This is a genomic window from Providencia stuartii, assembly GCF_029277985.1.
In the GTDB taxonomy this organism is placed as follows: Bacteria; Pseudomonadota; Gammaproteobacteria; order Enterobacterales; family Enterobacteriaceae; genus Providencia; species Providencia zhejiangensis.
In genome coordinates, this window is sequence record NZ_CP119547.1 from 127,251 (window position 1) to 153,288 (window position 26,038).

Genomic DNA, 26,038 nt, shown 5'->3' on the forward strand with positions numbered 1-26,038 from the left:
ATACTTCCTATACCCAGTAGTGTTCCCCTGTCGGTTTGGTTGGGGTCGATGCCCCACTTTGGGCGCGGCGTTGGGCGCCGCAAGATGAAAGCTCTGTGTGAAGGCTTGGATATTAAGACCTTGGATGATTTCAATGCCATCACCGAAGAGCAGATCGTTAGCGTCGACAAATTCAGCTACAAAACTGCCGCAAAAGTGCTTGCAGGTATGGCTGAACATGCCGAGCTATTCAACAAGATTCAATCAATCATCGGGTTCAAACAGCAGGTCACTTCGGGGGATCGTTTTACCGGTGAGAAGATCGTGATCACCGGTTTTCGTGACGCGGCCTTGGAGAAGCTGATTGAAGCTGAGGGTGGTGAAGTGCAATCATCAGTCTCGTCGAAGACCACCATGGTGATCGCGGCATCCACTTCCGGATCTTCCGGCAAATTGAAGAAAGTGCACGATCTCAACAACAGCGGAAAGGCAAATATCAAACTGATTGATCTGGCCACCTTCCGTAAGCAATATCTGGAACAACCAGCATCGACTGGTTTGGAGTTTTAATGAGTCACCCACAACTTGAGCTAATAGTCGCTGTGGATTCTAAGTTGGGATTCGGGAAAGGCGGCAAGATTCCATGGAAATGCAAAGAAGACATGGCGCGATTTACGCGGATTTCTAAAGAGATCCGCGTGTGCGTTATGGGGAAACACACGTATACTGACATGCGTGACATGCAGTTAGAAAAGGATGGCGCCGAGGAGCGAATCAAGGAGAAAGGAATTCTCCCCGAACGCGAATCGTTCGTGATCTCCTCGACGTTAAAACAAGAAGATGTCATAGGCGCTACTGTCGTTCCTGATCTTCGTGCTGTGATCAACCTGTATGAGAATACCGATCAACGCATTGCTGTCATTGGTGGGGAGAAGTTGTACATTCAAGCTCTTTCATCAGCAACGAAACTGCACATGACCATAATTCCAAGAGAGTTCGACTGTGATCGATTTATTCCTGTTGATCCGATCCAGAACAATTTTCACATTGATTCCAGTGCCAGCGAGACTGTGGAGGCAACCGTTGATGAGACTCAAGAGCGCATTCACTTTGCTACTTACGTGCGTAACAATCAGTAACGCGCTGGCAGTGGAAGAACAAGAACCAGAAACGAAGCAGACGGTGTTGGCCGTCTGCTTCGAAACATCATTATTGGCTCGAGAACTGATCGAGAATACCATTCTTGCGGACGACATCCAAAACAATACAGAAAAGATAGCTTTGCAGTTGTCGGAGCCCCTCCCCCCAACTTATAATGGGATTATTGCTGGGCTAAACAATGCTGTCGCCATGCGTGGGACAGCAAACGTTGAATCGCCATCAAGAGCATCCACAGATTTACGTGCAGCCGTCATCGGTTTATGGTGTATAAATGACACCATAGCCGCCCTGAATCAGACTGATAATGCAGTCTTACAGGACGGCGAGTTGCAACAAACACTTGTCGATTATTACAACAACTTATTGGCTGACATCGTTTGTCGTTTTCAGAAGACGGCTGCACTGAACGTCAGAAGCCGACTGCACTATAGCAGCGGAGGGGTTGGATCCATCAGGCAACGACGGGCTGCTGCCGGCCATCAGCGGACGCAGGGAGGACTTTCCGCAACCGGCCGTTCGATGCGGCACCGATGGCCTTCGCGCAGGGGTAGTGAATCCGCCAGGATTGACTTGCGCTGCCCTACCTCTCACTAGTGAGGGGCGGCAGCGCATCAAGCGGTGAGCGCACTCCGGCACCGCCAACTTTCAGCACATGCGTGTAAATCATCGTCGTAGAGACGTCGGAATGGCCGAGCAGATCCTGCACGGTTCGAATGTCGTAACCGCTGCGGAGCAAGGCCGTCGCGAACGAGTGGCGGAGGGTGTGCGGTGTGGCGGGCTTCGTGATGCCTGCTTGTTCTACGGCACGTTTGAAGGCGCGCTGAAAGGTCTGGTCATACATGTGATGGCGACGCACGACACCGCTCCGTGGATCGGTCGAATGCGTGTGCTGCGCAAAAACCCAGAACCACGGCCAGGAATGCCCGGCGCGCGGATACTTCCGCTCAAGGGCGTCGGGAAGCGCAACGCCGCTGCGGCCCTCGGCCTGGTCCTTCAGCCACCATGCCCGTGCACGCGACAGCTGCTCGCGCAGGCTGGGTGCCAAGCTCTCGGGTAACATCAAGGCCCGATCCTTGGAGCCCTTGCCCTCCCGCACGATGATCGTGCCGTGATCGAAATCCAGATCCTTGACCCGCAGTTGCAAACCCTCACTGATCCGCATGCCCGTTCCATACAGAAGCTGGGCGAACAAACGATGCTCGCCTTCCAGAAAACCGAGGATGCGAACCACTTCATCCGGGGTCAGCACCACCGGCAAGCGCCGCGACGGCCGAGGTCTTCCGATCTCCTGAAGCCAGGGCAGATCCGTGCACAGCACCTTGCCGTAGAAGAACAGCAAGGCCGCCAATGCCTGACGATGCGTGGAGACCGAAACCTTGCGCTCGTTCGCCAGCCAGGACAGAAATGCCTCGACTTCGCTGCTGCCCAAGGTTGCCGGGTGACGCACACCGTGGAAACGGATGAAGGCACGAACCCAGTGGACATAAGCCTGTTCGGTTGGTAAGCTGTAATGCAAGTAGCGTATGCGCTCACGCAACTGGTCCAGAACCTTGACCGAACGCAGCGGTGGTAACGGCGCAGTGGCGGTTTTCATGGCTTGTTATGACTGTTTTTTTGTACAGTCTATGCCTCGGGCATCCAAGCAGCAAGCGCGTTACGCCGTGGGTCGATGTTTGATGTTATGGAGCAGCAACGATGTTACGCAGCAGGGCAGTCGCCCTAAAACAAAGTTAACCCAGGATGAGAACCTTGAAAGTATCATTGATGGCTGCGAAAGCGAAAAACGGCGTGATTGGTTGCGGTCCAGACATACCCTGGTCCGCGAAAGGGGAGCAGCTACTTTTTAAAGCATTGACCTACAATCAGTGGCTTCTGGTGGGTCGCAAGACGTTTGAATCTATGGGCGCACTCCCCAATAGGAAATACGCGGTCGTTACCCGCTCAGGTTGGACATCAAATGATGACAATGTAGTTGTATTTCAGTCAATCGAAGAGGCCATGGACAGGCTAGCTGAATTCACCGGTCACGTTATAGTGTCTGGTGGCGGAGAAATTTACCGAGAAACATTACCCATGGCCTCTACGCTCCACTTATCGACGATCGACATCGAGCCAGAGGGGGATGTTTTCTTCCCGAGTATTCCAAATACCTTCGAAGTTGTTTTTGAGCAACACTTTACTTCAAACATTAACTATTGCTATCAAATTTGGAAAAAGGGTTAACAAAGCTATGCAATCGACGGCAAAAAGCTTCGTTCGCTTCGCGCACTACGCCTTTTCCGCGATTGATAGCGACGTTATGCAGCCAAATCCCAACAATTAAGGGTCTTAAAATGGTAAAAGATTGGATTCCCATCTCTCATGATAATTACAAGCAGGTGCAAGGACCGTTCTATCATGGAACCAAAGCCAATTTGGCGATTGGTGACTTGCTAACCACAGGGTTCATCTCTCATTTCGAGGACGGTCGTATTCTTAAGCACATCTACTTTTCAGCCTTGATGGAGCCAGCAGTTTGGGGAGCTGAACTTGCTATGTCACTGTCTGGCCTCGAGGGTCGCGGCTACATATACATAGTTGAGCCAACAGGACCGTTCGAAGACGATCCGAATCTTACGAACAAAAAATTTCCCGGTAATCCAACACAGTCCTATAGAACCTGCGAACCCTTGAGAATTGTTGGCGTTGTTGAAGACTGGGAGGGGCATCCTGTTGAATTAATAAGGGGAATGTTGGATTCGTTAGAGGACTTAAAGCGCCGTGGTTTACACGTCATTGAAGACTAGTCCTTTGCATAACAAAGCCATCAAACCGGACGCCAGAGATTCCGCGCCTGTTGCGCATGGCTTCGCCATTTTATGCGCAATAGGCGCGCCACCCTGTCGCCGTTTATGGCGGCGTTGGGCGCACAATAAGGCTCCTCGCAGAGTTGCTTGAAAGTTGTTACGATTCAAATTCAATCATGAGATAGTCAGCAGATGAGCACTTCCAAGAACGCAGACAAGTAAGCCGCAGCAACCTTCATTTTTCGGTTGTTGCGGCGTTCTCATGAATCCTTTTGCTCTACGGGAGCGCCGCCAAATCCTTTGTTCAAGGAGATGGTTTCGTGCGCTCAAAAAACTTTAGTTGGCGGTACTCCCTTGCCGCCACGGTGTTGTTGTTATCACCGTTCGATTTATTGGCATCACTCGGCATGGACATGTACTTGCCAGCAGTGCCGTTTATGCCAAACGCGCTTGGTACGACAGCGAGCACAATTCAGCTTACGCTGACAACGTACTTGGTCATGATTGGTGCCGGTCAGCTCTTGTTTGGACCGCTATCGGACCGACTGGGGCGCCGCCCCGTTCTACTGGGAGGTGGCCTCGCCTACGTTGTGGCGTCAATGGGCCTCGCTCTTACGTCATCGGCTGAAGTCTTTCTGGGGCTTCGGATTCTTCAGGCTTGTGGTGCCTCGGCGTGCCTTGTTTCCACATTTGCAACAGTACGTGACATTTACGCAGGTCGCGAGGAAAGTAATGTCATTTACGGCATACTCGGATCCATGCTGGCCATGGTCCCGGCGGTAGGCCCATTGCTCGGAGCGCTCGTCGACATGTGGCTTGGGTGGCGGGCTATCTTTGCGTTTCTAGGTTTGGGCATGATCGCTGCATCTGCAGCAGCGTGGCGATTCTGGCCTGAAACCCGGGTGCAACGAGTTGCGGGCTTGCAATGGTCGCAGCTGCTACTCCCCGTTAAGTGCCTGAACTTCTGGTTGTACACGTTGTGTTACGCCGCTGGAATGGGTAGCTTCTTCGTCTTTTTCTCCATTGCGCCCGGACTAATGATGGGCAGGCAAGGTGTGTCTCAGCTTGGCTTCAGCCTGCTGTTCGCCACAGTGGCAATTGCCATGGTGTTTACGGCTCGTTTTATGGGGCGTGTGATACCCAAGTGGGGCAGCCCAAGTGTCTTGCGAATGGGAATGGGATGCCTGATAGCTGGAGCAGTATTGCTTGCCATCACCGAAATATGGGCTTCGCAGTCCGTGTTAGGCTTTATTGCTCCAATGTGGCTAGTGGGTATTGGTGTCGCCACAGCGGTATCTGTGTCGCCCAATGGCGCTCTTCGAGGATTCGACCATGTTGCTGGAACGGTCACGGCAGTCTACTTCTGCTTGGGCGGTGTACTGCTAGGAAGCATCGGAACGTTGATCATTTCGCTGTTGCCGCGCAACACGGCTTGGCCGGTTGTCGTGTACTGTTTGACCCTTGCAACAGTCGTGCTCGGTCTGTCTTGTGTTTCCCGAGTGAAGGGCTCTCGCGGCCAGGGGGAGCATGATGTGGTCGCGCTACAAAGTGCGGAAAGTACATCAAATCCCAATCGTTGAGAGAATGTGGCAAGCTATCGCCCAACAAATCGCTGCAGCCGACCCAAAACCGCTACGCGGTTTCGGTCGGCTGAGCTCAGGCGTTAGGCCTCGCCGAAGCGAAAGATCGCTACTTGAAGTGTTGACGCCTTTGTTTTAAAGTTTCGCGTCTATCTTTCTGATTTTGTTAAAAAATCAGACTTTGATTAATCATGTTAGACGTCAGAGGTATTTTGACTTAAACGCCTCTGAGGTCGAATTAACGTTAGCCACCAAGAAGGTGCCATGAAAACATTTGCCGCATATGTAATTATCGCGTGTCTTTCGAGTACGGCATTAGCTGGTTCAATTACAGAAAATACGTCTTGGAACAAAGAGTTCTCTGCCGAAGCCGTCAATGGTGTCTTCGTGCTTTGTAAAAGTAGCAGTAAATCCTGCGCTACCAATGACTTAGCTCGTGCATCAAAGGAATATCTTCCAGCATCAACATTTAAGATCCCCAACGCAATTATCGGCCTAGAAACTGGTGTCATAAAGAATGAGCATCAGGTTTTCAAATGGGACGGAAAGCCAAGAGCCATGAAGCAATGGGAAAGAGACTTGACCTTAAGAGGGGCAATACAAGTTTCAGCTGTTCCCGTATTTCAACAAATCGCCAGAGAAGTTGGCGAAGTAAGAATGCAGAAATACCTTAAAAAATTTTCCTATGGCAACCAGAATATCAGTGGTGGCATTGACAAATTCTGGTTGGAAGGCCAGCTTAGAATTTCCGCAGTTAATCAAGTGGAGTTTCTAGAGTCTCTATATTTAAATAAATTGTCAGCATCTAAAGAAAACCAGCTAATAGTAAAAGAGGCTTTGGTAACGGAGGCGGCACCTGAATATCTAGTGCATTCAAAAACTGGTTTTTCTGGTGTGGGAACTGAGTCAAATCCTGGTGTCGCATGGTGGGTTGGGTGGGTTGAGAAGGAGACAGAGGTTTACTTTTTCGCCTTTAACATGGATATAGACAACGAAAGTAAGTTGCCGCTAAGAAAATCCATTCCCACCAAAATCATGGAAAGTGAGGGCATCATTGGTGGCTAAAACAAAGTTAAACATCATGAGGGAAGTGGTGATCGCCGAAGTATCGACTCAACTATCAGAGGTAGTTGGCGTCATCGAGCGCCATCTCGAACCGACGTTGCTGGCCGTACATTTGTACGGCTCCGCAGTGGATGGCGGCCTGAAGCCACACAGTGATATTGATTTGCTGGTTACGGTGACCGTAAGGCTTGATGAAACAACGCGGCGAGCTTTGATCAACGACCTTTTGGAAACTTCGGCTTCCCCTGGAGAGAGCGAGATTCTCCGCGCTGTAGAAGTCACCATTGTTGTGCACGACGACATCATTCCGTGGCGTTATCCAGCTAAGCGCGAACTGCAATTTGGAGAATGGCAGCGCAATGACATTCTTGCAGGTATCTTCGAGCCAGCCACGATCGACATTGATCTGGCTATCTTGCTGACAAAAGCAAGAGAACATAGCGTTGCCTTGGTAGGTCCAGCGGCGGAGGAACTCTTTGATCCGGTTCCTGAACAGGATCTATTTGAGGCGCTAAATGAAACCTTAACGCTATGGAACTCGCCGCCCGACTGGGCTGGCGATGAGCGAAATGTAGTGCTTACGTTGTCCCGCATTTGGTACAGCGCAGTAACCGGCAAAATCGCGCCGAAGGATGTCGCTGCCGACTGGGCAATGGAGCGCCTGCCGGCCCAGTATCAGCCCGTCATACTTGAAGCTAGACAGGCTTATCTTGGACAAGAAGAAGATCGCTTGGCCTCGCGCGCAGATCAGTTGGAAGAATTTGTTCACTACGTGAAAGGCGAGATCACCAAGGTAGTCGGCAAATAATGTCTAACAATTCGTTCAAGCCGACGCCGCTTCGCGGCGCGGCTTAACTCAAGCGTTAGATGCACTAAGCACATAATTGCTCACAGCCAAACTATCAGGTCAAGTCTGCTTTTATTATTTTTAAGCGTGCATAATAAGCCCGGCACTGTTGCAAATAGTCGGTGGTGATAAACTTATCATCCCCTTTTGCTGATGGAGCTGCACATGAACCCATTCAAAGGCCGGCATTTTCAGCGTGACATCATTCTGTGGGCCGTACGCTGGTACTGCAAATACGGCATCAGTTACCGTGAGCTGCAGGAGATGCTGGCTGAACGCGGAGTGAATGTCGATCACTCCACGATTTACCGCTGGGTTCAGCGTTATGCGCCTGAAATGGAAAAACGGCTGCGCTGGTACTGGCGTAACCCTTCCGATCTTTGCCCGTGGCACATGGATGAAACCTACGTGAAGGTCAATGGCCGCTGGGCGTATCTGTACCGGGCCGTCGACAGCCGGGGCCGCACTGTCGATTTTTATCTCTCCTCCCGTCGTAACAGCAAAGCTGCATACCGGTTTCTGGGTAAAATCCTCAACAACGTGAAGAAGTGGCAGATCCCGCGATTCATCAACACGGATAAAGCGCCCGCCTATGGTCGCGCGCTTGCTCTGCTCAAACGCGAAGGCCGGTGCCCGTCTGACGTTGAACACCGACAGATTAAGTACCGGAACAACGTGATTGAATGCGATCATGGCAAACTGAAACGGATAATCGGCGCCACGCTGGGATTTAAATCCATGAAGACGGCTTACGCCACCATCAAAGGTATTGAGGTGATGCGTGCACTACGCAAAGGCCAGGCCTCAGCATTTTATTATGGTGATCCCCTGGGCGAAATGCGCCTGGTAAGCAGAGTTTTTGAAATGTAAGGCCTTTGAATAAGACAAAAGGCTGCCTCATCGCTAACTTTGCAACAGTGCCTAAAATAAGCCTTATATCCAAGCATAAAACAAGGTTGTCTAGACTTCTTTTAACAGTAAAGTTATCATAAAACTGAATTTTATTTTTTAGGTAAGTTTATGCATTCTATCCGCATTCGTTAAGACACAACTATTTGCATAGTGACACTATTTTATAATGGTGGGCTTTTGTTGTGTCTTTAAGAATATATGCGGATATATAAAGTAAAAGTATGCTTAATTTATAAGTATGCTTTTAGTGCATAGTTTCCAGTTATAACTTAATTGACTAGCTATTTGTCCACCCTGTGGATGAATAGCTTTTTTTTTGGGAGGACACTGTGATGCTAGCTTTTGTTTTCACCTAAATCCTGTTTGCTGCATAAAAAATTTCAAGAGCTAAACAGGAGTAAATAAAAATGAGTTTAATTATTAAAGCGAGAAACATACGCTTGGATTATGCTGGGCGTGATGTTTTGGATATTGATGAATTGGAAATTCACTCTTATGACCGTATTGGTCTTGTGGGTGATAACGGAGCAGGAAAGAGTAGTTTACTCAAAGTACTTAATGGCGAAATTGTTTTAGCCGAAGCGACATTACAGCGTTTTGGTGATTTTGCACATATCAGCCAACTGGGCGGAATCGAAATAGAAACGGTCGAAGACCGGGCAATGTTATCTCGCCTTGGTGTTTCCAATGTACAAAACGACACAATGAGTGGCGGAGAGGAAACTCGTGCAAAAATTGCTGCCGCATTTTCCCAACAAGTACATGGCATTCTAGCGGATGAACCAACCAGCCACCTTGATCTCAATGGAATAGATCTACTTATTGGTCAACTTAAAGCATTTGATGGAGCATTACTTGTTATCAGTCATGACCGATATTTTCTTGATATGGTTGTAGACAAGATATGGGAGTTAAAAGACGGTAAAATTACGGAATATTGGGGTGGTTACTCGGATTACTTGCGTCAAAAAGAAGAAGAGCGACAACACCAAGCCGTAGAATATGAGCTGATGATGAAGGAACGGGAGCGATTAGAATCTGCTGTGCAAGAAAAACGCCAGCAAGCTAATCGATTAGACAATAAGAAAAAAGGAGAAAAATCCAAAAACTCTACCGAAAGTGCTGGACGACTTGGGCATGCAAAAATGACTGGCACCAAGCAAAGAAAACTGTATCAGGCAGCTAAGAGTATGGAAAAGCGTTTGGCTGCATTAGAAGATATTCAAGCACCAGAGCATTTGCGTTCTATTCGTTTTCGTCAAAGTTCAGCCCTAGAACTGCACAATAAGTTCCCGATTACGGCAGATGGTCTGAGCTTAAAATTTGGTAGCCGTACTATCTTTGATGACGCTAACTTTATAATACCGCTTGGCGCTAAAGTCGCTATAACTGGATCGAATGGAACAGGGAAAACGTCCTTGTTAAAAATGATATCAGAACGTGCTGATGGATTAACCATATCTCCAAAAGCTGAAATTGGCTACTTTACACAAACAGGATATAAATTTAACACGCATAAATCTGTGCTCTCCTTTATGCAGGAAGAGTGCGAGTACACAGTTGCGGAAATTCGTGCAGTATTGGCTTCAATGGGGATCGGAGCGAATGATATTCAAAAAAACTTATCCGACTTATCGGGAGGTGAAATCATCAAACTGCTTTTATCCAAAATGCTTTTAGGAAAATATAATATTTTGCTTATGGATGAACCAGGAAACTATCTTGACCTAAAAAGTATTGCCGCATTAGAAACAATGATGAAGTCCTATGCAGGAACTATTATCTTCGTATCTCATGACAAGCAATTGGTCGATAATATTGCTGACATTATCTACGAGATCAAAGACCACAAAATCATCAAGACTTTTGAGAGAGATTGTTAATGATAGCCAATCTAATCCGAACATTAATTATTGAACTCTTTAAAGGAAATTAAAAATGACAATTCAAGATATTCAATCACTTGCTGAAGCACACGGCTTGTTGCTTACGGACAAAATGAATTTCAATGAAATGGGCATTGATTTTAAGGTCGTTTTTGCTCTTGATACAAAGGGGCAACAATGGTTGCTGCGTATTCCTCGTCGTGATGGCATGAGGGAACAAATCAAGAAAGAAAAACGCATTTTAGAATTGGTAAAAAAACATCTTTCTGTAGAGGTTCCTGATTGGAGAATTTCATCTACAGAATTAGTGGCTTATCCCATACTTAAAGATAATCCTGTTTTAAATTTGGATGCTGAAACCTATGAAATAATTTGGAATATGGACAAAGATAGCCCGAAATACATAACATCTTTGGCAAAAACCTTATTTGAAATCCATAGTATTCCTGAAAAAGAAGTTCGGGAAAATGATTTGAAAATTATGAAACCTTCAGATTTAAGACCTGAAATAGCAAACAATTTGCAGTTAGTAAAATCTGAAATTGGTATAAGTGAGCAATTGGAAACCCGCTACAGAAAATGGTTGGATAATGATGTTCTATGGGCAGATTTCACCCAATTTATACATGGCGATTTATATGCTGGGCATGTACTAGCTTCAAAGGATGGAGCTGTTTCAGGCGTTATTGATTGGTCAACAGCCCATATAGATGACCCAGCGATTGATTTTGCTGGGCATGTAACTTTGTTTGGAGAAGAAAGCCTCAAAACTCTAATCATCGAGTATGAAAAACTAGGGGGTAAAGTTTGGAATAAACTATATGAACAGACTTTAGAAAGAGCAGCGGCCTCTCCTTTGATGTATGGTTTATTTGCCTTAGAAACTCAAAATGAAAGCCTTATCGTTGGAGCAAAAGCTCAGTTGGGAGTTATATAATTTAAAAATATGATTGCTGAGAACTGCCTTGTTTTGAAACTTGGTTGGCTTTAATTAGTTTTTAGTATTCTTTATAGAAAATGCCTCGATCAAGGGGCATTTCTAACAATCATTTAACATAAAATTTCTTATACGAAATGCTTGATATTTCTCTTTAAATATCATTATATTAACGTAAGCCGTTCTGGAGTATAGGGCACCAGAACGGCTTTTTATTGATTATTCATGTTCCACGATCACTAATTGAGCGATGTTCCACGGTTTTATTCAGTTTTAATAAACATCATCCGGTTTTTTGAGGAGTCATTATTTCAAGTGCTTGCACTGAAATTGGCTCTTCAAAAAACTGGAGTCTTGGCTAACCATATGGAAGGAAAAAGCGGCTTAGGAAGCCTCTCTTCTTCTGTTCTGGTTCAACATGCTCCGGGATAGGAATACGCTTATTGTCTTGCTGAGGAGTAGTCAATTCGTCATAGTTCGTTGCTAGTTCCGACCGAGGATCCGTTGCTATATCCTGTTTAAAGCTCTGATCGGTAAAGGTAGTCATATTGGCTTTTGGTGCTTCTAGTAAGCGCTGCATAGCTTCAATCTGTTCTTGATAAAACGATTCACGTTCTAAAGATTGATTTTCTCTCTGTATTGCCTGATTTAATTGTTTTTCCAGTATGTCAACTTGACGTTTTAGTAAGTCAACTTCTGTCAAGTTTTGACTGTTAATTGATTGACTTTGATTGACTGTATCCTCTTTTTTTTGTGGTTCCCCAAAAACTCTTAGGGCCTCTGAAAAGTCAATTAATCCATCAGATCCTTTAGATAAATTTCCTTTGTTTATATGTGCATATATGGCTTGTCTTGAATATCCATAAAGCTTAGCTAACTCTGAAACTGACAGTTTTTTCATTATGTAAACCAGTTTTCAACTTGTGTTAATACCTGACTGTTAACTTAACAATTTCAATTAACAATGTCATTGAAATCCTAATTTTCTGAGTAAAGGAAGTAATTCCTTAAATTTCTCTGCATCTTGCAGCATGGCAGCTATACGTACAGCAAACTGCTGATAGCTTTCTGTGCCTTGTGAATATTTACTCATCTCAGGAAGCTCTGAGAGCTTGTTGGCGAATAGATGGCGTTGTTTATCTGTTATTTTTGAAAAGAGGTCTAATGTATTCGGATCTCTTTTAGATTCGACTGAATGCGTGGCTGATTTTTTCTGTTTAAAGCTAAATGAAAAACCAGTAATAGATCTACCTGTTTTATGCTGTTCAACTTTGACAATAATATCGGTATGTTCATTTACTTGTTTTAATGCAATGTCTAAAACATATTTTTTAAAATCATACATTCGTTTGTATTCAGTCTCGAGTACACCTATTTTTTGTCTAAAATCATACATAGTTATGAGAGGCGTTTTTCCAGTACTACGCCATGCAATCAATATTTCATATAAACGAACAGCATAAGCACTTGTTAAATTACTTATTTGTTGTATTTCATACTTTGTAAATTGTTCTTCTAACCTAGTAATTAAAGGCACAATAGCAGGGGCAAAAATAAGTCTAACGACAGCTTCATTATCAATATAAGCCACCTCGCTCACCCATCTTGATTTGTGATTAATAGTGTTACCTTTTTCACTAAGACTCTGATAACTGAATTGTCTTGCAAACAAGTCATCGCAAGCATCTTTTAACGCCTGATAAGCCGTATTTCGATGTACACGGCACTGTTGCAAATAGTCGGTGGTGATAAACTTATCATCCCCTTTTGCTGATGGAGCTGCACATGAACCCATTCAAAGGCCGGCATTTTCAGCGTGACATCATTCTGTGGGCCGTACGCTGGTACTGCAAATACGGCATCAGTTACCGTGAGCTGCAGGAGATGCTGGCTGAACGCGGAGTGAATGTCGATCACTCCACGATTTACCGCTGGGTTCAGCGTTATGCGCCTGAAATGGAAAAACGGCTGCGCTGGTACTGGCGTAACCCTTCCGATCTTTGCCCGTGGCACATGGATGAAACCTACGTGAAGGTCAATGGCCGCTGGGCGTATCTGTACCGGGCCGTCGACAGCCGGGGCCGCACTGTCGATTTTTATCTCTCCTCCCGTCGTAACAGCAAAGCTGCATACCGGTTTCTGGGTAAAATCCTCAACAACGTGAAGAAGTGGCAGATCCCGCGATTCATCAACACGGATAAAGCGCCCGCCTATGGTCGCGCGCTTGCTCTGCTCAAACGCGAAGGCCGGTGCCCGTCTGACGTTGAACACCGACAGATTAAGTACCGGAACAACGTGATTGAATGCGATCATGGCAAACTGAAACGGATAATCAACGCCACGCTGGGATTTAAATCCATGAAGACGGCTTACGCCACCATCAAAGGTATTGAGGTGATGCGTGCACTACGCAAAGGCCAGGCCTCAGCATTTTATTATGGTGATCCCCTGGGCGAAATGCGCCTGGTAAGCAGAGTTTTTGAAATGTAAGGCCTTTGAATAAGACAAAAGGCTGCCTCATCGCTAACTTTGCAACAGTGCCTTCAATATTGCCAGGATGTCACCGCAGAAAAGGATGGCGGTTCTGGTTGCCTTTGTCCTTGCATGGGAAACGCTGGCGCTGGATGATGCATTGGACGTTCTGGACGCCATGCTGGCCGTTATCATCCGTGACGCCAGAAAGATTGGGCAGAAAAAACGGCTCCGCTCGCTGAAGGATCTGGATAAATCTGCATTGGCGCTCGCCAGCGCATGTTCGTACCTGCTGAAAGAAGAAACACCGGACGAATCGATTCGTGCTGAGGTGTTCAGCTACATCCCAAGGCAAAAGCTGGCTGAAATCATCACGCTTGTCCGTGAAATTGCCCGGCCCTCAGACGATAATTTTCATGAAGAAATGGTGGAGCAGTACGGGCGCGTTCGTCGTTTCCTGCCCCATCTGCTGAATACCGTTAAATTTTCATCCGCACCTGCCGGGGTTACCACTCTGAATGCCTGTGACTACCTCAGCCGGGAGTTCAGCTCACGGCGGCAGTTTTTTGACGACGCACCAACGGAAATTATCAGTCGGTCATGGAAACGGCTGGTGATTAACAAGGAAAAACATATCACCCGCAGGGGATACACGCTCTGCTTTCTCAGTAAACTGCAGGATAGTCTGAGGCGGAGGGATGTCTACGTTACCGGCAGTAACCGGTGGGGAGATCCTCGTGCAAGATTACTACAGGGTGCTGACTGGCAGGCAAACCGGATTAAGGTTTATCGTTCTTTGGGGCACCCGACAGACCCGCAGGAAGCAATAAAATCTCTGGGCCATCAGCTTGATAGTCGTTACAGACAGGTTGCTGCACGTCTTGGCGAAAATGAGGCTGTCGAACTCGATGTTTCTGGCCCGAAGCCCCGGTTGACAATTTCTCCCCTCGCCAGTCTTGATGAGCCGGACAGTCTGAAACGACTGAGCAAAATGATCAGTGATCTACTCCCTCCGGTGGATTTAACGGAGTTGCTGCTCGAAATTAACGCCCATACCGGATTTGCTGATGAGTTTTTCCATGCTAGTGAAGCCAGTGCCAGAGTTGATGATCTGCCCGTCAGCATCAGCGCCGTGCTGATGGCTGAAGCCTGCAATATCGGTCTGGAACCACTGATCAGATCAAATGTTCCTGCACTGACCCGACACCGGCTGAACTGGACAAAAGCGAACTATCTGCGGGCTGAAACTATCACCAGCGCTAATGCCAGACTGGTTGATTTTCAGGCAACGCTGCCACTGGCACAGATATGGGGTGGAGGAGAAGTGGCATCTGCAGATGGAATGCGCTTTGTTACGCCAGTCAGAACAATCAATGCCGGACCGAACCGCAAATACTTTGGTAATAACAGAGGGATCACCTGGTACAACTTTGTGTCCGATCAGTATTCCGGCTTTCATGGCATCGTTATACCGGGGACGCTGAGGGACTCTATCTTTGTGCTGGAAGGTCTTCTGGAACAGGAGACCGGGCTGAATCCAACCGAAATTATGACCGATACAGCAGGTGCCAGCGAACTTGTCTTTGGCCTTTTCTGGCTGCTGGGATACCAGTTTTCTCCACGCCTGGCTGATGCCGGTGCTTCGGTTTTCTGGCGAATGGACCATGATGCCGACTATGGCGTGCTGAATGATATTGCCAGAGGGCAATCAGATCCCCGAAAAATAGTCCTTCAGTGGGACGAAATGATCCGGACCGCTGGCTCCCTGAAGCTGGGCAAAGTACAGGTTTCAGTGCTGGTCCGTTCATTGCTGAAAAGTGAACGTCCTTCCGGACTGACTCAGGCAATCATTGAAGTGGGGCGCATCAACAAAACGCTGTATCTGCTTAATTATATTGATGATGAAGATTACCGCCGGCGCATTCTGACCCAGCTTAATCGGGGAGAAAGTCGCCATGCCGTTGCCAGAGCCATCTGTCACGGTCAAAAAGGTGAGATAAGAAAACGATATACCGACGGTCAGGAAGATCAACTGGGCACACTGGGGCTGGTCACTAACGCCGTCGTGTTATGGAACACTATTTATATGCAGGCAGCCCTGGATCATCTCCGGGCGCAGGGTGAAACACTGAATGATGAAGATATCGCACGCCTCTCCCCGCTTTGCCACGGACATATCAATATGCTCGGCCATTATTCCTTCACGCTGGCAGAACTGGTGACCAAAGGACATCTGAGACCATTAAAAGAGGCGTCAGAGGCAGAAAACGTTGCTTAACGTGAGTTTTCGTTCCACTGAGCGTCAGACCCCTACTAGCGGCCCCAGGCAGCAGGTCGATGCAAGAATGGCGGCCAGCCCGCCGGCGAAGAGCGCACCGCGCCCGTTTTGTGGTTCAGACATACGTTGGCCCTTTTGAATTTGGATTGGATAGCGTAACCTTACTTCCGTACTCATGTACGGAGTCAAGCGATATGGAAAATAATTTGGAAAACCTGACCATTGGCGTTTTTGCCAAGGCGGCCGGGGTCAACGTGGAGACAATCCGCTTCTATCAGCGCAAGGGCCTGTTGCGGGAACCGGACAAGCCTTACGGCAGCATCCGCCGCTATGGGGAGGCGGACGTGGTTCGGGTGAAATTCGTGAAATCGGCACAGCGGCTGGGGTTCAGTCTGGACGAGATTGCCGAGCTGTTGCGGCTCGACGATGGCACCCACTGCGAGGAGGCCAGCAGCCTGGCCGAACACAAGCTCAAGGACGTGCGCGAGAAGATGGCCGACTTGGCGCGCATGGAAACCGTGCTGTCTGAACTCGTGTGCGCCTGCCATGCACGAAAGGGGAATGTTTCCTGCCCGTTGATCGCGTCACTACAGGGCGAAGCAGGCCTGGCAAGGTCAGCTATGCCTTAGCGTGCTTTATTTAATGAGATGGTCACTCCCTCCTTCCCGGTACTATGCTGAGGACAGGCTTTCATTCGGAGAACTATCATGGAAAACATTGCGCTCATTGGTATCGATCTGGGTAAAAACTCTTTCCATATTCATTGCCAGGATCGTCGCGGGAAGGCTGTTTACCGTAAAAAATTTACCCGGCCAAAGTTGATCGAATTTTTGGCGACATGCCCCGCTACAACCATCGCAATGGAAGCCTGTGGCGGTTCTCACTTTATGGCACGCAAGTTGGAAGAGTTGGGGCATTCCCCAAAGCTGATATCACCACAATTTGTCCGCCCGTTCGTTAAAAGCAATAAAAACGACTTTGTCGACGCCGAAGCTATTTGTGAAGCTGCATCGCGTCCGTCTATGCGTTTTGTGCAGCCCAGAACGGAATCTCAGCAGGCAATGCGGGCTCTGCATCGTGTCCGTGAATCCCTGGTTCAGGATAAGGTGAAAACAACCAATCAAATGCATGCTTTTCTGCTGGAATTTGGCATTAGCGTTCCCCGAGGAGCTGCCGTTATTAGCCGACTGAGTACCATTCTTGAGGATAATAGTTTGCCTCTTTACCTCAGCCAGTTATTGCTGAAATTACAACAGCATTATCACTATCTTGTTGAGCAGATTAAAGATCTGGAATCCCAGTTGAAACGAAAGTTGGACGAAGATGAGGTTGGACAGCGCTTGCTGAGCATTCCCTGCGTCGGAACACTGACAGCGAGTACTATTTCAACTGAGATTGGCGACGGGAAGCAGTACGCCAGCAGCCGTGACTTTGCGGCGGCAACAGGGCTTGTACCTCGGCAGTACAGCACGGGAGGTAGGACGACATTGCTGGGAATTAGTAAGCGAGGTAATAAAAAGATCCGAACTTTGTTGGTTCAGTGTGCCAGGGTATTCATACAAAAACTGGAACACCAGTCTGGCAAATTGGCCGATTGGGTCAGGGATTTACTGTGCCGGAAAAGCAACTTTGTCGTCACTTGTGCTCTGGCAAACAAGCTGGCCAGAATAGCCTGGGCCCTAACGGCACGACAGCAAACTTATGTAGCATAACGGCAGAAATACACCGGTTTAAAGAATTACTGATCTGGTTTTGCGAATACTGATATTGATGATACTAACGGCCCACCGGCCTGTTGAGGAACCTGTAAAACGGAAAGGCTCATTGAAGCCGTATATTTTCTGGAGGTTCATCAGGCGCGGAACTCATCAAGGCGCGGGAATAAAATCCCATTCAGACGCCGGATAGATTCAAGCAAGCCAACTTGTCGTCAAAATCGGTGTTGCAAAAACGGGAGTGACCATAGATTCCGTTTTCTGAGGTGCCCCCTAATAGTGTTCTTCCATTTCGGTAAAAATCCCTACCATGGATTCCCACTCGTCCGGGGGGTAATGACTCCAACTTATTGATAGTGTTTTATGTTCAGATAATGCCCGATGACTTTGTCATGCAGCTCCACCGATTTTGAGAACGACAGCGACTTCCGTCCCAGCCGTGCCAGGTGCTGCCTCAGATTCAGGTTATGCCGCTCAATTCGCTGCGTATATCGCTTGCTGATTACGTGCAGCTTTCCCTTCAGGCGGGATTCATACAGCGGCCAGCCATCCGTCATCCATATCACCACGTCAAAGGGTGACAGCAGGCTCATAAGACGCCCCAGCGTCGCCATAGTGCGTTCACCGAATACGTGCGCAACAACCGTCTTCCGGAGCCTGTCATACGCGTAAAACAGCCAGCGCTGGCGCGATTTAGCCCCGACGTATCCCCACTGTTCGTCCATTTCCGCGCAGACGATGACGTCACTGCCCGGCTGTATGCGCGAGGTTACCGACTGCGGCCTGAGTTTTTTAAATGGCGGAAAATCGTGTTGAGGCCAACGCCCATAATGCGGGCGGTTGCCCGGCATCCAACGCCATTCATGGCCATATCAATGATTTTCTGGTGCGTACCGGGTTGAGAAGCGGTGTAAGTGAACTGCAGTTGCCATGTTTTACGGCAGTGAGAGCAGAGATAGCGCTGATGTCCGGCGGTGCTTTTGCCGTTACGCACCACCCCGTCAGTAGCTGAACAGGAGGGACAGCTGATAGAAACAGAAGCCACTGGAGCACCTCAAAAACACCATCATACACTAAATCAGTAAGTTGGCAGCATCACCGGCTTTTGAAACTGTCGCACCTCATGTTTGAATTCGCCCCATATTTTTGCTACAGTGAACCAAATTAAGATCATCTATTTACTAGGCCTCGCATTTGCGGGGTTTTTAATGCTGAATAAAAGGAAAACTTGATGGAATTGCCCAATATTATGCACCCGGTCGCGAAGCTGAGCACCGCATTAGCCGCTGCATTGATGCTGAGCGGGTGCATGCCCGGTGAAATCCGCCCGACGATTGGCCAGCAAATGGAAACTGGCGACCAACGGTTTGGCGATCTGGTTTTCCGCCAGCTCGCACCGAATGTCTGGCAGCACACTTCCTATCTCGACATGCCGGGTTTCGGGGCAGTCGCTTCCAACGGTTTGATCGTCAGGGATGGCGGCCGCGTGCTGGTGGTCGATACCGCCTGGACCGATGACCAGACCGCCCAGATCCTCAACTGGATCAAGCAGGAGATCAACCTGCCGGTCGCGCTGGCGGTGGTGACTCACGCGCATCAGGACAAGATGGGCGGTATGGACGCGCTGCATGCGGCGGGGATTGCGACTTATGCCAATGCGTTGTCGAACCAGCTTGCCCCGCAAGAGGGGATGGTTGCGGCGCAACACAGCCTGACTTTCGCCGCCAATGGCTGGGTCGAACCAGCAACCGCGCCCAACTTTGGCCCGCTCAAGGTATTTTACCCCGGCCCCGGCCACACCAGTGACAATATCACCGTTGGGATCGACGGCACCGACATCGCTTTTGGTGGCTGCCTGATCAAGGACAGCAAGGCCAAGTCGCTCGGCAATCTCGGTGATGCCGACACTGAGCACTACGCCGCGTCAGCGCGCGCGTTTGGTGCGGCGTTCCCCAAGGCCAGCATGATCGTGATGAGCCATTCCGCCCCCGATAGCCGCGCCGCAATCACTCATACGGCCCGCATGGCCGACAAGCTGCGCTGAGCCATGGCTGACCACGTCACCCCCAATCTGCCATCGCGCGATTTCGATGTGACAGAGGCGTTTTATGCGAAGCTGGGCTTTGCGACGAGTTGGAAGGATCGCGGCTGGATGATCCTGCAGCGCGGCGGTTTGCAGCTCGAATTCTTCCCCTATCCTGACCTCGACCCAGCTACGAGCTCGTTCGGCTGTTGCCTGCGGTTGGATGATCTCGATGCCATGGTGGCATTGGTGAACGCGGCGGGAGCCGAGGAAAAAAGCACCGGCTGGCCGCGCTTCAAAGCTCCGCAACTGGAGGCGAGCGGCCTGAGGATCGGCTACCTGATCGATCCCGACTGCACGCTGGTGCGGCTGATCCAGAACCCCGACTGACCGCATGCCCGCGAAAATCAAGATTTGCGGGATCAGCACACCCGAGGCGCTCGATGCGACCATCGCGGCGCGGGCGGACTATGCCGGGTTGGTGTTCTATCCAGCGTCGCCCCGTGCGGTTACGTCGAATGTCGCGGGCGCTTTGACATCGCGCGCAGCTGGCCAGATCGCCATGGTCGGTTTGTTCGTCGATGCGGATGATGCTGTCATCGCCGACGCACTGGTGGCAGCCAAGCTGAACGCGCTGCAGCTGCACGGTTCGGAATCGCCCGAACGCGTGGCCCAGTTGCGCGCGCGGTTTGGCAAGCCGGTGTGGAAGGCGCTGCCCGTCGCCAGCGCCAGCGATGTCGCACGCGCCGCAGCCTATGCCGGGGCGGCGGACTTGATCTTGTTCGACGCCAAGACCCCCAAAGGCGCGCTGCCCGGCGGCATGGGGTTGGCGTTCGACTGGTCGCTGCTGGCCGGATATCGCGGTGCCTTGCCGTGGGGGCTGGCAGGCGGGCTAAATCCGACGAATGTTGCCGAGGCGATTGCGCGCACCGGAGCGCCGCTGGTCGATACCTCCAGCGGCGTCGAAAGCGCGCCGGGCGTCAAGGATACCGACAAGATTACCAATTTCGCCTTTGCGGTGCGCTTGGCCTAAATCGCGTCGATCAATAGGCGTCGTTCAGCGCAAAGATCGGCTTGCGGGTGCGCCACTGCCCTCGGGTGAAGTCGGGAAAATCTAACGTGCGATTGCCCTCAGCAATCGATTGTTCCGACAGAGGCGTGATCGCGCTCCAGGCCAGCGCGTCGTAAATGTCGATTGGCATCGGGGCCTTGGCCTTCAGCGCCTCGACAAAAGCGTGGATCACGAACCAGTCCATCCCGCCATGCCCGGCCCCTGCCGCCAGATCGGCGTAGCGTTTCCATAGCGGGTGATCGTATTTCGCAAACCAGCCCTCGGCAGGCTCCCAGCGGTGCGGCTGTGGGCTCTTGCCCTCCAGATAGATCGACTTGTTGACGTCCATCCACAGCCCCTCGGTGCCTTGCACCCGAAAGCCGAGAGAATAGGGGCGCGGCAGCGAGGTGTCGTGGCACAGCATGATCGTTTCACCATTAGTGCAGCCGATCATGGTGTTGACCACATCACCCAGTGCGAATTTCACCTCGGCGTTGGGATGATCGGCAGAGCCGTTCTTGACGACATAATCATGCAGCCCGCGCGCCTTACAGCCGAAGCCGCCAGCGCCCGCTTCGCCCGGCAACGCGACCTTCAGGGTGCGGGTCTGCGGCGGGTAGCACACGCCGGCATCGGCGCAGCCCTGGTACTTCACGGTCAGGGTGGTCGCGCTCGCGCCGGCCGCGGGCGTGCCGGTGAGGGTGCCGAGCAATTCCTTGCGGTAGGTTTCGACGTCGCCGAAGAATTCGTCGCGGTAGGCCTTGCCCTTCGGCAGCGCCATGGTCGCGCCGGTGAAGGCGGCATCGGCCTTGACCGAGGTGCGGTGCCGGTACAGGTAATAGCCGTCGGCGATCCGCCAGCGCACCTCGATGCGGTCCGGCGCGGTGGCCTGCGCGGACAGGACGAAGACCTCGTCGACCGGCGGCAGTTCGAAGTCCTGGGCGACGGCCGAGGTCGCGGGCAGCGCAAGCAGCAGGGCGAGCCCGGCCAGCCAGCGGCGCAGGCGGATCGTGGATGCGGTCATTGGCTCAGTTTACCGGTCGGCTCTCGGCGGCCAGCCATTGCAGGTATTCGGGCAGGCCGGACGCGGCTTCGACCGCGAGCAGCTCCGGGAGTTCGTAGGGATGCAGTTGGCGCAGGCGTTCCTGCAGGGCGGGGTAGGCCTCGGCACTGGTCTTGACCAGCAGCAGGACCTCGGCCGCGGCCTCGACCTTGCGTTGCCAGCGATAGACCGAACGCAGGCCGGGCAGGAGGTTGACGCAGGCGGCCAGGCGCTCGGCCACCAGCGCGGTGGCGATGCGCTCGGCGCTGTCGGCGTCGGGACAGGTGCAGAAGCAGATCAGGGCGCTCACCGGCATAGGGTAGCGGCTGCCCCGATCCGGCGGGCCTGGCGGACATCCGCGTGCGGCCCTTGAAAGTCGGCGGGCCCGCCCCATCTCGGTGGCATGCCGGGTTCGCCCGGTTCTGTTGTCCGCGGTTTGGCACTCGCTTCGCGCGACTGCTAAAATCGCCGGGTTTTTCCACGTCAATCAACCATTTACCGAGGTTGCCATGTCCAATATCAAGCCGCTGCACGACCGCGTGGTCATCAAGCGCATGGAAGAAGAGAAGCTGTCCGCCGGCGGGATCGTGATCCCGGATTCGGCCACCGAGAAGCCGATCAAGGGCGAAGTCGTCGCCGTCGGCACCGGCAAGGTGCTGGACAACGGCCAGGTCCGCGCGCCGCAGGTCAAGGTCGGCGACAAGGTGCTGTTCGGCAAGTACAGCGGCACCGAAGTGAAGCTGGACGGCGTCGAGCTGCTGGTGGTGAAGGAAGACGACCTGTTCGCGATCCTCGGCTGATCGCGCGTCGCTCCCACACATTTCTCATCCGAATAATTTTTCGAGGTAATTCGCAATGGCTGCCAAGGACATTCGTTTCGGCGAAGACGCGCGCTCCAAGATGGTGCGCGGCGTCAACGTGCTCGCCAACGCCGTGAAGGCGACCCTCGGCCCGAAGGGCCGCAACGTCGTGCTGCAGAAGAGCTACGGCGCGCCGACCATCACCAAGGACGGCGTCTCCGTCGCCAAGGAAATCGAACTGGCTGACGCGTTCGAGAACATGGGCGCGCAGATGGTGAAGGAAGTCGCTTCCAAGACCTCCGACAACGCCGGCGACGGCACCACCACCGCCACCGTGCTGGCGCAGGCGTTCATCCGCGAGGGCATGAAGGCGGTCGCCGCCGGCATGAACCCGATGGACCTGAAGCGCGGCATCGACCAGGCGGTGAAGGCCGCGGTCGGCGAACTGAAGTCGCTGTCCAAGCCGTCGTCGACCAGCAAGGAAATCGCCCAGGTCGGCGCGATCTCCGCGAACTCGGATGCCAACATCGGCGACCTGATCGCGCAGGCGATGGACAAGGTCGGCAAGGAAGGCGTGATCACGGTCGAGGAAGGCAGCGGCCTGGACAACGAACTCGACGTGGTCGAGGGCATGCAGTTCGACCGCGGCTACCTGAGCCCGTACTTCGTCAACAACCAGCAGTCGATGTCGGCCGACCTGGATGATCCCTTCATCCTGCTGTACGACAAGAAGATCTCCAACGTGCGCGACCTGCTGCCCGTCCTCGAGGGCGTGGCCAAGGCCGGCAAGCCGCTGCTGATCGTGGCGGAGGAAGTCGAAGGCGAAGCGCTGGCGACCCTGGTGGTCAACACCATCCGCGGCATCGTCAAGGTCTGCGCGGTGAAGGCCCCGGGCTTCGGCGACCGTCGCAAGGCGATGCTGGAAGACATGGCGATCCTGACCGGCGGCGTGGTGATTTCCGAGGAAGTCGGCCTGTCGCTGGAGAAGGCCACCATCAAGGACCTCGGCCGCGCCAAGAAGATCCAGGTGTCGAAGGAAAACACCACCATCATCGATGGCGCCGGCGAAGGCGCGGGCATCGAGGCGCGCATCAAGCAGATCAAGGCGCAGATCGAGGAGACCTCCTCCGACTACGACCGCGAGAAGCTGCAGGAGCGCGTGGCCAAGCTGGCCGGCGGCGTTGCGGTGATCAAGGTCGGTGCCGCCACCGAAGTCGAGATGAAGGAAAAGAAGGCGCGCGTCGAAGACGCCCTGCACGCGACCCGTGCGGCCGTCGAGGAAGGCATCGTCCCGGGCGGCGGCGTCGCCCTGATCCGTGCCAAGGCGGCGATCGCCGGCATCAAGGGCGTGAACGAAGACCAGAACCACGGCATCCAGATCGCCCTGCGCGCGATGGAAGCCCCGCTGCGCGAGATCGTGACCAATGCCGGCGATGAGCCGTCGGTCATCCTCAACCGCGTGGTCGAAGGTTCGGGTGCGTTCGGCTACAACGCCGCCAACGGCGAGTTCGGCGACATGATCGAGTTCGGCATCCTGGACCCGACCAAGGTCACCCGCACCGCGCTGCAGAACGCCGCGTCGATCGCGGGCCTGATGATCACCACCGAAGCGATGGTGGCCGAGGCCCCGAAGAAGGACGAGCCGGCGATGCCGGCCGGCGGCGGCATGGGCGGCATGGGCGGCATGGATTTCTAAGCCCCGCGATCCATCAAGCAAGACCACAAAGCCCGGCCTCGTGCCGGGCTTTGTGCGTTCTGGCGTCCGAGGCGGGAGACTTCCTACCCGCCCCGCGGCAATGTCTGACGCGAAGATCAGAAAACGCCGATATGAACGCGTGCTCGCGGGCGCAACCCTGAGCAGCCGTCCCTGCAACGGAGCGCTGCGTGCCGCGCCTGACCGCACCCCGGCGGCAGGCCGAGGTGTGCGCGCCACTGCCGGCCGCCCACGCCGCTGCGCGTTACGCGCGCCACCTGCCCGAGCGCACGCTGCTGTACGCGCTAGTGCAGGCGCACTACCCGGACTTCATCGCGCGTCTTGAGGCCGAAGACCGCCCGCTGCCCGAGTATGTGCGCGAGGAGTTCGAGACCTACCTGCGCTGCGGCGTGCTCGAGCACGGCTTCCTGCGCGTGGTCTGCGAGCACTGTCGTGCCGAGAGGCTGGTGGCGTATTCCTGCAAGAAGCGCGGGCTGTGCCCGAGCTGCGGCGCACGGCGCATGGCCGAGTCGGCGCGGCATCTGGTGGACGAGGTGTTCGGCCCGCGGCCGGTGCGGCAATGGGTGCTGAGTTTCCCGTACCCGTTGCGCTTCCTGTTCGCCAGCAAGCCTGAGGCGATCGGCCCGGTGCTGGGCATCGTGCATCGTGTGATCGCCGGTTGGCTTGCCGATCAGGCCGGCGTGCCGCGGGATACGGCGCAATGCGGCGTGGTGACCCTGATCCAGCGCTTCGGCAGCGCGCTGAATCTCAACATCCACTTCCACATGCTGTGGCTCGACGGCGTGTACGAGGACACCACCGAGCGTCCGCAGCGCAAGCCGCGCCTGCACCGCACCCGTGCGCCCACATCGGCGCAACTGACGGAACTGGCCAACACCATCGCGCATCGCGTGTGCCGGCACCTGTCGCGCCGCGGCTGGCTCGAAGGCGAAGACGAATCCGTGTTCCTGTCCGACAGCGCGGGTAGCGACGACGGCATGGATGGGCTGCGGATGAGTTCGATGACCTACCGCATCGCCACCGGTCGCGACGCTGGCCGCAAGGTCGTCACGCTGCAAACGCTGCCTGGCGACGCCGGTCCGCTGGAGGGCGACGCCGGCAAGGTCGGCGGCTTCTCGCTGCATGCCGGCGTGGCCGCGGAAGCACACGAAAGCCACAAGCTCGAAAAGCTGTGCCGCTACATCACGCGCCCGGCGATCAGCGAGCAGCGGCTATCGATCTCGCCACAGGGCAGGGTGCGTTACCAGCTCAAGACGCCGTGGCGCAATGGCACCACGCATGTCGAATGGGATGCGGTGGACTTCATCGCCAAGCTGGCGGCACTGGTCCCGCCGCCACGCGCGCATCTCACCCGCTTCCACGGCGTATTCGCCCCGAATGCAAACCTGCGCGCGCAGCTGACGCCCTCGGGGCGCGGCAGGCGGCCTGCGGGCGATGCGGCGCCAGTGGACGTCAGCGCCCACGACGAGCCGCGCAGCCCCGAGCAGAAGCGCCGTGCGATGAGCTGGGCGCAACGGCTCAAGCGGGTCTTTTCCATCGACATCACCACCTGCGCCCACTGCGGCGGCGCGGTGCGGATCGTCGCCAGCATCGAAGACCCCAAGGCCATTCGCGCCATCCTCGCCCACTTCGAGAAACACGGCGCGCTGGAGCAAGCGCACTACCGGCCCGCAGCGCGCGCCCCGCCGCCCGCCGCGTGATGAGGCGCCGGCCACACAGCCGGCAGCCAAGCCAGAGTCCGATCCGATGCGGCCACGACCCCGCAGGGCTGCGCTCGGCCCTGTGCCGGG

At 52.8% G+C, this 26,038-nt stretch carries 23 protein-coding genes and 6 pseudogenes; 21 read left to right on the forward strand and 8 right to left on the reverse strand.

The window, feature by feature from the left end:
- The first annotated feature begins 84 nt into the window (after positions 1 to 84).
- From P2E05_RS20825 to P2E05_RS21865, 3 genes are read left to right on the forward strand one after another with little or no spacing between them, the layout of a single operon-like run.
- Complete coding sequence (locus tag P2E05_RS20825) at positions 85 to 549, forward strand: BRCT domain-containing protein (protein ID WP_000645230.1); 465 nt, start codon at positions 85 to 87, stop codon at positions 547 to 549.
- Complete coding sequence (dfrA19, locus tag P2E05_RS20830; RefSeq protein WP_000019304.1) at positions 549 to 1,118, forward strand: trimethoprim-resistant dihydrofolate reductase DfrA19; 570 nt, start codon at positions 549 to 551, stop codon at positions 1,116 to 1,118. The genes P2E05_RS20825 and dfrA19 overlap by 1 nt, the downstream gene beginning before the upstream one ends.
- Before the next feature lie 10 nt (positions 1,119 to 1,128).
- Complete coding sequence (locus tag P2E05_RS21865) at positions 1,129 to 1,734, forward strand: hypothetical protein (RefSeq protein ID WP_048228299.1); 606 nt, start codon at positions 1,129 to 1,131, stop codon at positions 1,732 to 1,734.
- Here P2E05_RS21865 and intI1 read toward each other — a convergent pair.
- Positions 1,721 to 2,734, reverse strand: a complete 1,014-nt coding sequence (gene intI1 / locus P2E05_RS20840; RefSeq protein ID WP_000845039.1) for a class 1 integron integrase IntI1 — start codon at positions 2,732 to 2,734, stop codon at positions 1,721 to 1,723. The two genes, P2E05_RS21865 and intI1, sit on opposite strands and share 14 nt — an antisense overlap.
- A 155-nt stretch (positions 2,735 to 2,889) precedes the next feature.
- Here intI1 and dfrA14 point away from each other — a divergent pair, with 155 nt between their 5' ends.
- The 8 genes and pseudogenes from dfrA14 to P2E05_RS20880 all read left to right on the forward strand — a co-directional run bounded on the left by dfrA14 (position 2,890) and on the right by P2E05_RS20880 (position 11,153).
- Positions 2,890 to 3,363: a trimethoprim-resistant dihydrofolate reductase DfrA14 gene (gene dfrA14, locus P2E05_RS20845; protein ID WP_004201280.1), complete on the forward strand. Its 474-nt coding sequence runs from the start codon at positions 2,890 to 2,892 to the stop codon at positions 3,361 to 3,363.
- 110 nt (positions 3,364 to 3,473) lie between these two features.
- Complete coding sequence (locus tag P2E05_RS20850; RefSeq protein WP_000237816.1) at positions 3,474 to 3,926, forward strand: NAD(+)--rifampin ADP-ribosyltransferase Arr-2; 453 nt, start codon at positions 3,474 to 3,476, stop codon at positions 3,924 to 3,926.
- Positions 3,927 to 4,246: 320 nt separating this feature from the next.
- Positions 4,247 to 5,506 carry a chloramphenicol efflux MFS transporter CmlA5 gene (locus P2E05_RS20855; RefSeq protein ID WP_012300772.1) on the forward strand — a complete coding sequence of 420 codons (1,260 nt, stop codon included), beginning with the start codon at positions 4,247 to 4,249 and terminating at the stop codon, positions 5,504 to 5,506.
- 264 nt (positions 5,507 to 5,770) lie between these two features.
- Complete coding sequence (locus tag P2E05_RS20860; RefSeq protein ID WP_000846390.1) at positions 5,771 to 6,571, forward strand: oxacillin-hydrolyzing class D beta-lactamase OXA-10; 801 nt, start codon at positions 5,771 to 5,773, stop codon at positions 6,569 to 6,571.
- Positions 6,572 to 6,587: 16 nt separating this feature from the next.
- Positions 6,588 to 7,426, forward strand: a pseudogene (gene aadA1, locus P2E05_RS20865) (ANT(3'')-Ia family aminoglycoside nucleotidyltransferase AadA1).
- A 157-nt stretch (positions 7,427 to 7,583) separates the two neighbouring features.
- Entirely contained in the window at positions 7,584 to 8,288 is a 705-nt protein-coding gene (locus P2E05_RS20870; RefSeq protein WP_001067855.1) for an IS6-like element IS26 family transposase, read from the forward strand.
- A 449-nt stretch (positions 8,289 to 8,737) separates the two neighbouring features.
- A complete protein-coding gene (msr(E), locus tag P2E05_RS20875; RefSeq protein WP_000052512.1) occupies positions 8,738 to 10,213 on the forward strand; it encodes an ABC-F type ribosomal protection protein Msr(E) in 1,476 nt (491 codons plus the stop codon).
- A gap of 55 nt (positions 10,214 to 10,268) precedes the next feature.
- On the forward strand, positions 10,269 to 11,153 hold the full coding sequence (locus P2E05_RS20880; protein WP_000155092.1) for an Mph(E) family macrolide 2'-phosphotransferase: 885 nt from the start codon (positions 10,269 to 10,271) through the stop codon (positions 11,151 to 11,153).
- 358 nt (positions 11,154 to 11,511) lie between these two features.
- On the opposite strand, the gene P2E05_RS20885 is transcribed toward P2E05_RS20880, so the two are convergent.
- Together P2E05_RS20885 and repM are read right to left on the reverse strand one after the other, a co-directional pair.
- On the reverse strand, positions 11,512 to 12,054 hold the full coding sequence (locus P2E05_RS20885) for a plasmid replication DNA-binding protein (RefSeq protein ID WP_004896925.1): 543 nt from the start codon (positions 12,052 to 12,054) through the stop codon (positions 11,512 to 11,514).
- Between the two features lie 66 nt (positions 12,055 to 12,120).
- A pseudogene (gene repM / locus P2E05_RS20890) lies at positions 12,121 to 12,891 on the reverse strand (replication initiation protein RepM); the annotation flags it as partial.
- Between the two features lie 47 nt (positions 12,892 to 12,938).
- Between repM and P2E05_RS20895 the strand changes: the two are divergent.
- Both P2E05_RS20895 and P2E05_RS20900 read left to right on the forward strand, forming a co-directional pair.
- Positions 12,939 to 13,643 carry an IS6-like element IS26 family transposase gene (locus P2E05_RS20895; protein WP_001067858.1) on the forward strand — a complete coding sequence of 235 codons (705 nt, stop codon included), beginning with the start codon at positions 12,939 to 12,941 and terminating at the stop codon, positions 13,641 to 13,643.
- A gap of 58 nt (positions 13,644 to 13,701) precedes the next feature.
- Positions 13,702 to 15,870, forward strand: a pseudogene (locus tag P2E05_RS20900) (Tn3-like element Tn3 family transposase); the annotation flags it as partial.
- A 66-nt stretch (positions 15,871 to 15,936) separates the two neighbouring features.
- On the opposite strand, the pseudogene P2E05_RS20905 reads toward P2E05_RS20900, so the two are convergent.
- A pseudogene (locus P2E05_RS20905) lies at positions 15,937 to 16,026 on the reverse strand (mercuric transporter MerT family protein); the annotation flags it as partial.
- A 71-nt stretch (positions 16,027 to 16,097) separates the two neighbouring features.
- On the opposite strand from P2E05_RS20905, the gene merR reads away from it, so the two are divergent.
- Together merR and P2E05_RS20915 are read left to right on the forward strand one after the other, a co-directional pair.
- On the forward strand, positions 16,098 to 16,532 hold the full coding sequence (merR, locus tag P2E05_RS20910) for an Hg(II)-responsive transcriptional regulator (protein WP_000429836.1): 435 nt from the start codon (positions 16,098 to 16,100) through the stop codon (positions 16,530 to 16,532).
- A gap of 78 nt (positions 16,533 to 16,610) precedes the next feature.
- Positions 16,611 to 17,615, forward strand: coding sequence for an IS110-like element IS4321 family transposase (locus P2E05_RS20915; protein WP_000427623.1), 1,005 nt, complete (start codon positions 16,611 to 16,613; stop codon positions 17,613 to 17,615).
- Positions 17,616 to 17,965: 350 nt separating this feature from the next.
- On the opposite strand, the gene P2E05_RS20920 is transcribed toward P2E05_RS20915, so the two are convergent.
- Positions 17,966 to 18,663, reverse strand: a protein-coding gene (locus tag P2E05_RS20920) for an IS1-like element IS1B family transposase (RefSeq protein WP_095033700.1) whose coding sequence is annotated in 2 segments (ribosomal slippage) — positions 17,966 to 18,414 and positions 18,414 to 18,663 — 699 coding nt in all. Because the reading frame shifts where the segments join, the coding sequence is not laid out codon by codon here.
- Between the two features lie 186 nt (positions 18,664 to 18,849).
- On the opposite strand from P2E05_RS20920, the gene P2E05_RS20925 reads away from it, so the two are divergent.
- From P2E05_RS20925 to P2E05_RS20935, 3 genes are read left to right on the forward strand one after another with little or no spacing between them, the layout of a single operon-like run.
- Positions 18,850 to 19,662 (forward strand): subclass B1 metallo-beta-lactamase NDM-1, encoded by an 813-nt coding sequence (locus tag P2E05_RS20925; protein ID WP_004201164.1) that lies wholly within the window; start codon positions 18,850 to 18,852, stop codon positions 19,660 to 19,662.
- A 3-nt stretch (positions 19,663 to 19,665) separates the two neighbouring features.
- Entirely contained in the window at positions 19,666 to 20,031 is a 366-nt protein-coding gene (gene ble, locus P2E05_RS20930; RefSeq protein ID WP_004201167.1) for a bleomycin binding protein Ble-MBL, read from the forward strand.
- A 4-nt stretch (positions 20,032 to 20,035) separates the two neighbouring features.
- Complete coding sequence (locus P2E05_RS20935) at positions 20,036 to 20,674, forward strand: phosphoribosylanthranilate isomerase (RefSeq protein WP_004201168.1); 639 nt, start codon at positions 20,036 to 20,038, stop codon at positions 20,672 to 20,674.
- Positions 20,675 to 20,684: 10 nt separating this feature from the next.
- Here P2E05_RS20935 and P2E05_RS21870 read toward each other — a convergent pair.
- The 3 genes and pseudogenes from P2E05_RS21870 to cutA all read right to left on the reverse strand — a co-directional run.
- Positions 20,685 to 21,251 (reverse strand): annotated as a pseudogene (locus P2E05_RS21870) (twin-arginine translocation (TAT) pathway signal sequence domain protein); the annotation flags it as partial.
- A 90-nt stretch (positions 21,252 to 21,341) separates the two neighbouring features.
- Positions 21,342 to 21,716: pseudogene (locus tag P2E05_RS21875) on the reverse strand (protein-disulfide reductase DsbD domain-containing protein); the annotation flags it as partial.
- 4 nt (positions 21,717 to 21,720) lie between these two features.
- Positions 21,721 to 22,050, reverse strand: coding sequence for a divalent-cation tolerance protein CutA (gene cutA / locus P2E05_RS20950; protein WP_004201171.1), 330 nt, complete (start codon positions 22,048 to 22,050; stop codon positions 21,721 to 21,723).
- A gap of 193 nt (positions 22,051 to 22,243) precedes the next feature.
- On the opposite strand from cutA, the gene groES reads away from it, so the two are divergent.
- From groES to P2E05_RS20965, 3 genes are all read left to right on the forward strand, one after another.
- A complete protein-coding gene (groES, locus tag P2E05_RS20955) occupies positions 22,244 to 22,534 on the forward strand; it encodes a co-chaperone GroES (protein WP_004201172.1) in 291 nt (96 codons plus the stop codon).
- 55 nt (positions 22,535 to 22,589) lie between these two features.
- Positions 22,590 to 24,230, forward strand: a complete 1,641-nt coding sequence (gene groL, locus P2E05_RS20960) for a chaperonin GroEL (protein ID WP_004201176.1) — start codon at positions 22,590 to 22,592, stop codon at positions 24,228 to 24,230.
- 236 nt (positions 24,231 to 24,466) lie between these two features.
- Entirely contained in the window at positions 24,467 to 25,948 is a 1,482-nt protein-coding gene (locus P2E05_RS20965) for an IS91 family transposase (protein WP_032723056.1), read from the forward strand.
- Positions 25,949 to 26,038: the final 90 nt, after the last annotated feature.

What these genes read in the sequence shown, in the direction of transcription:
- P2E05_RS20870 (WP_001067855.1), top strand. Translation starts at nt 7,584, where the DNA reads ATGAACCCATTCAAAGGCCGGCATTTTCAGCGTGACATCATTCTGTGG.
- P2E05_RS20935 (WP_004201168.1), top strand. Translation starts at nt 20,036, where the DNA reads ATGCCCGCGAAAATCAAGATTTGCGGGATCAGCACACCCGAGGCGCTC.
- cutA (WP_004201171.1), bottom strand. Translation starts at nt 22,050, where the DNA reads ATGCCGGTGAGCGCCCTGATCTGCTTCTGCACCTGTCCCGACGCCGAC.
- P2E05_RS20860 (WP_000846390.1), top strand. Translation starts at nt 5,771, where the DNA reads ATGAAAACATTTGCCGCATATGTAATTATCGCGTGTCTTTCGAGTACG.
- dfrA19 (WP_000019304.1), top strand. Translation starts at nt 549, where the DNA reads ATGAGTCACCCACAACTTGAGCTAATAGTCGCTGTGGATTCTAAGTTG.
- P2E05_RS20880 (WP_000155092.1), top strand. Translation starts at nt 10,269, where the DNA reads ATGACAATTCAAGATATTCAATCACTTGCTGAAGCACACGGCTTGTTG.
- intI1 (WP_000845039.1), bottom strand. Translation starts at nt 2,734, where the DNA reads ATGAAAACCGCCACTGCGCCGTTACCACCGCTGCGTTCGGTCAAGGTT.
- merR (WP_000429836.1), top strand. Translation starts at nt 16,098, where the DNA reads ATGGAAAATAATTTGGAAAACCTGACCATTGGCGTTTTTGCCAAGGCG.
- P2E05_RS20825 (WP_000645230.1), top strand. Translation starts at nt 85, where the DNA reads ATGAAAGCTCTGTGTGAAGGCTTGGATATTAAGACCTTGGATGATTTC.
- P2E05_RS20915 (WP_000427623.1), top strand. Translation starts at nt 16,611, where the DNA reads ATGGAAAACATTGCGCTCATTGGTATCGATCTGGGTAAAAACTCTTTC.
- P2E05_RS20850 (WP_000237816.1), top strand. Translation starts at nt 3,474, where the DNA reads ATGGTAAAAGATTGGATTCCCATCTCTCATGATAATTACAAGCAGGTG.
- P2E05_RS20885 (WP_004896925.1), bottom strand. Translation starts at nt 12,054, where the DNA reads ATGAAAAAACTGTCAGTTTCAGAGTTAGCTAAGCTTTATGGATATTCA.
- ble (WP_004201167.1), top strand. Translation starts at nt 19,666, where the DNA reads ATGGCTGACCACGTCACCCCCAATCTGCCATCGCGCGATTTCGATGTG.
- groES (WP_004201172.1), top strand. Translation starts at nt 22,244, where the DNA reads ATGTCCAATATCAAGCCGCTGCACGACCGCGTGGTCATCAAGCGCATG.
- groL (WP_004201176.1), top strand. Translation starts at nt 22,590, where the DNA reads ATGGCTGCCAAGGACATTCGTTTCGGCGAAGACGCGCGCTCCAAGATG.
- P2E05_RS20895 (WP_001067858.1), top strand. Translation starts at nt 12,939, where the DNA reads ATGAACCCATTCAAAGGCCGGCATTTTCAGCGTGACATCATTCTGTGG.
- P2E05_RS20925 (WP_004201164.1), top strand. Translation starts at nt 18,850, where the DNA reads ATGGAATTGCCCAATATTATGCACCCGGTCGCGAAGCTGAGCACCGCA.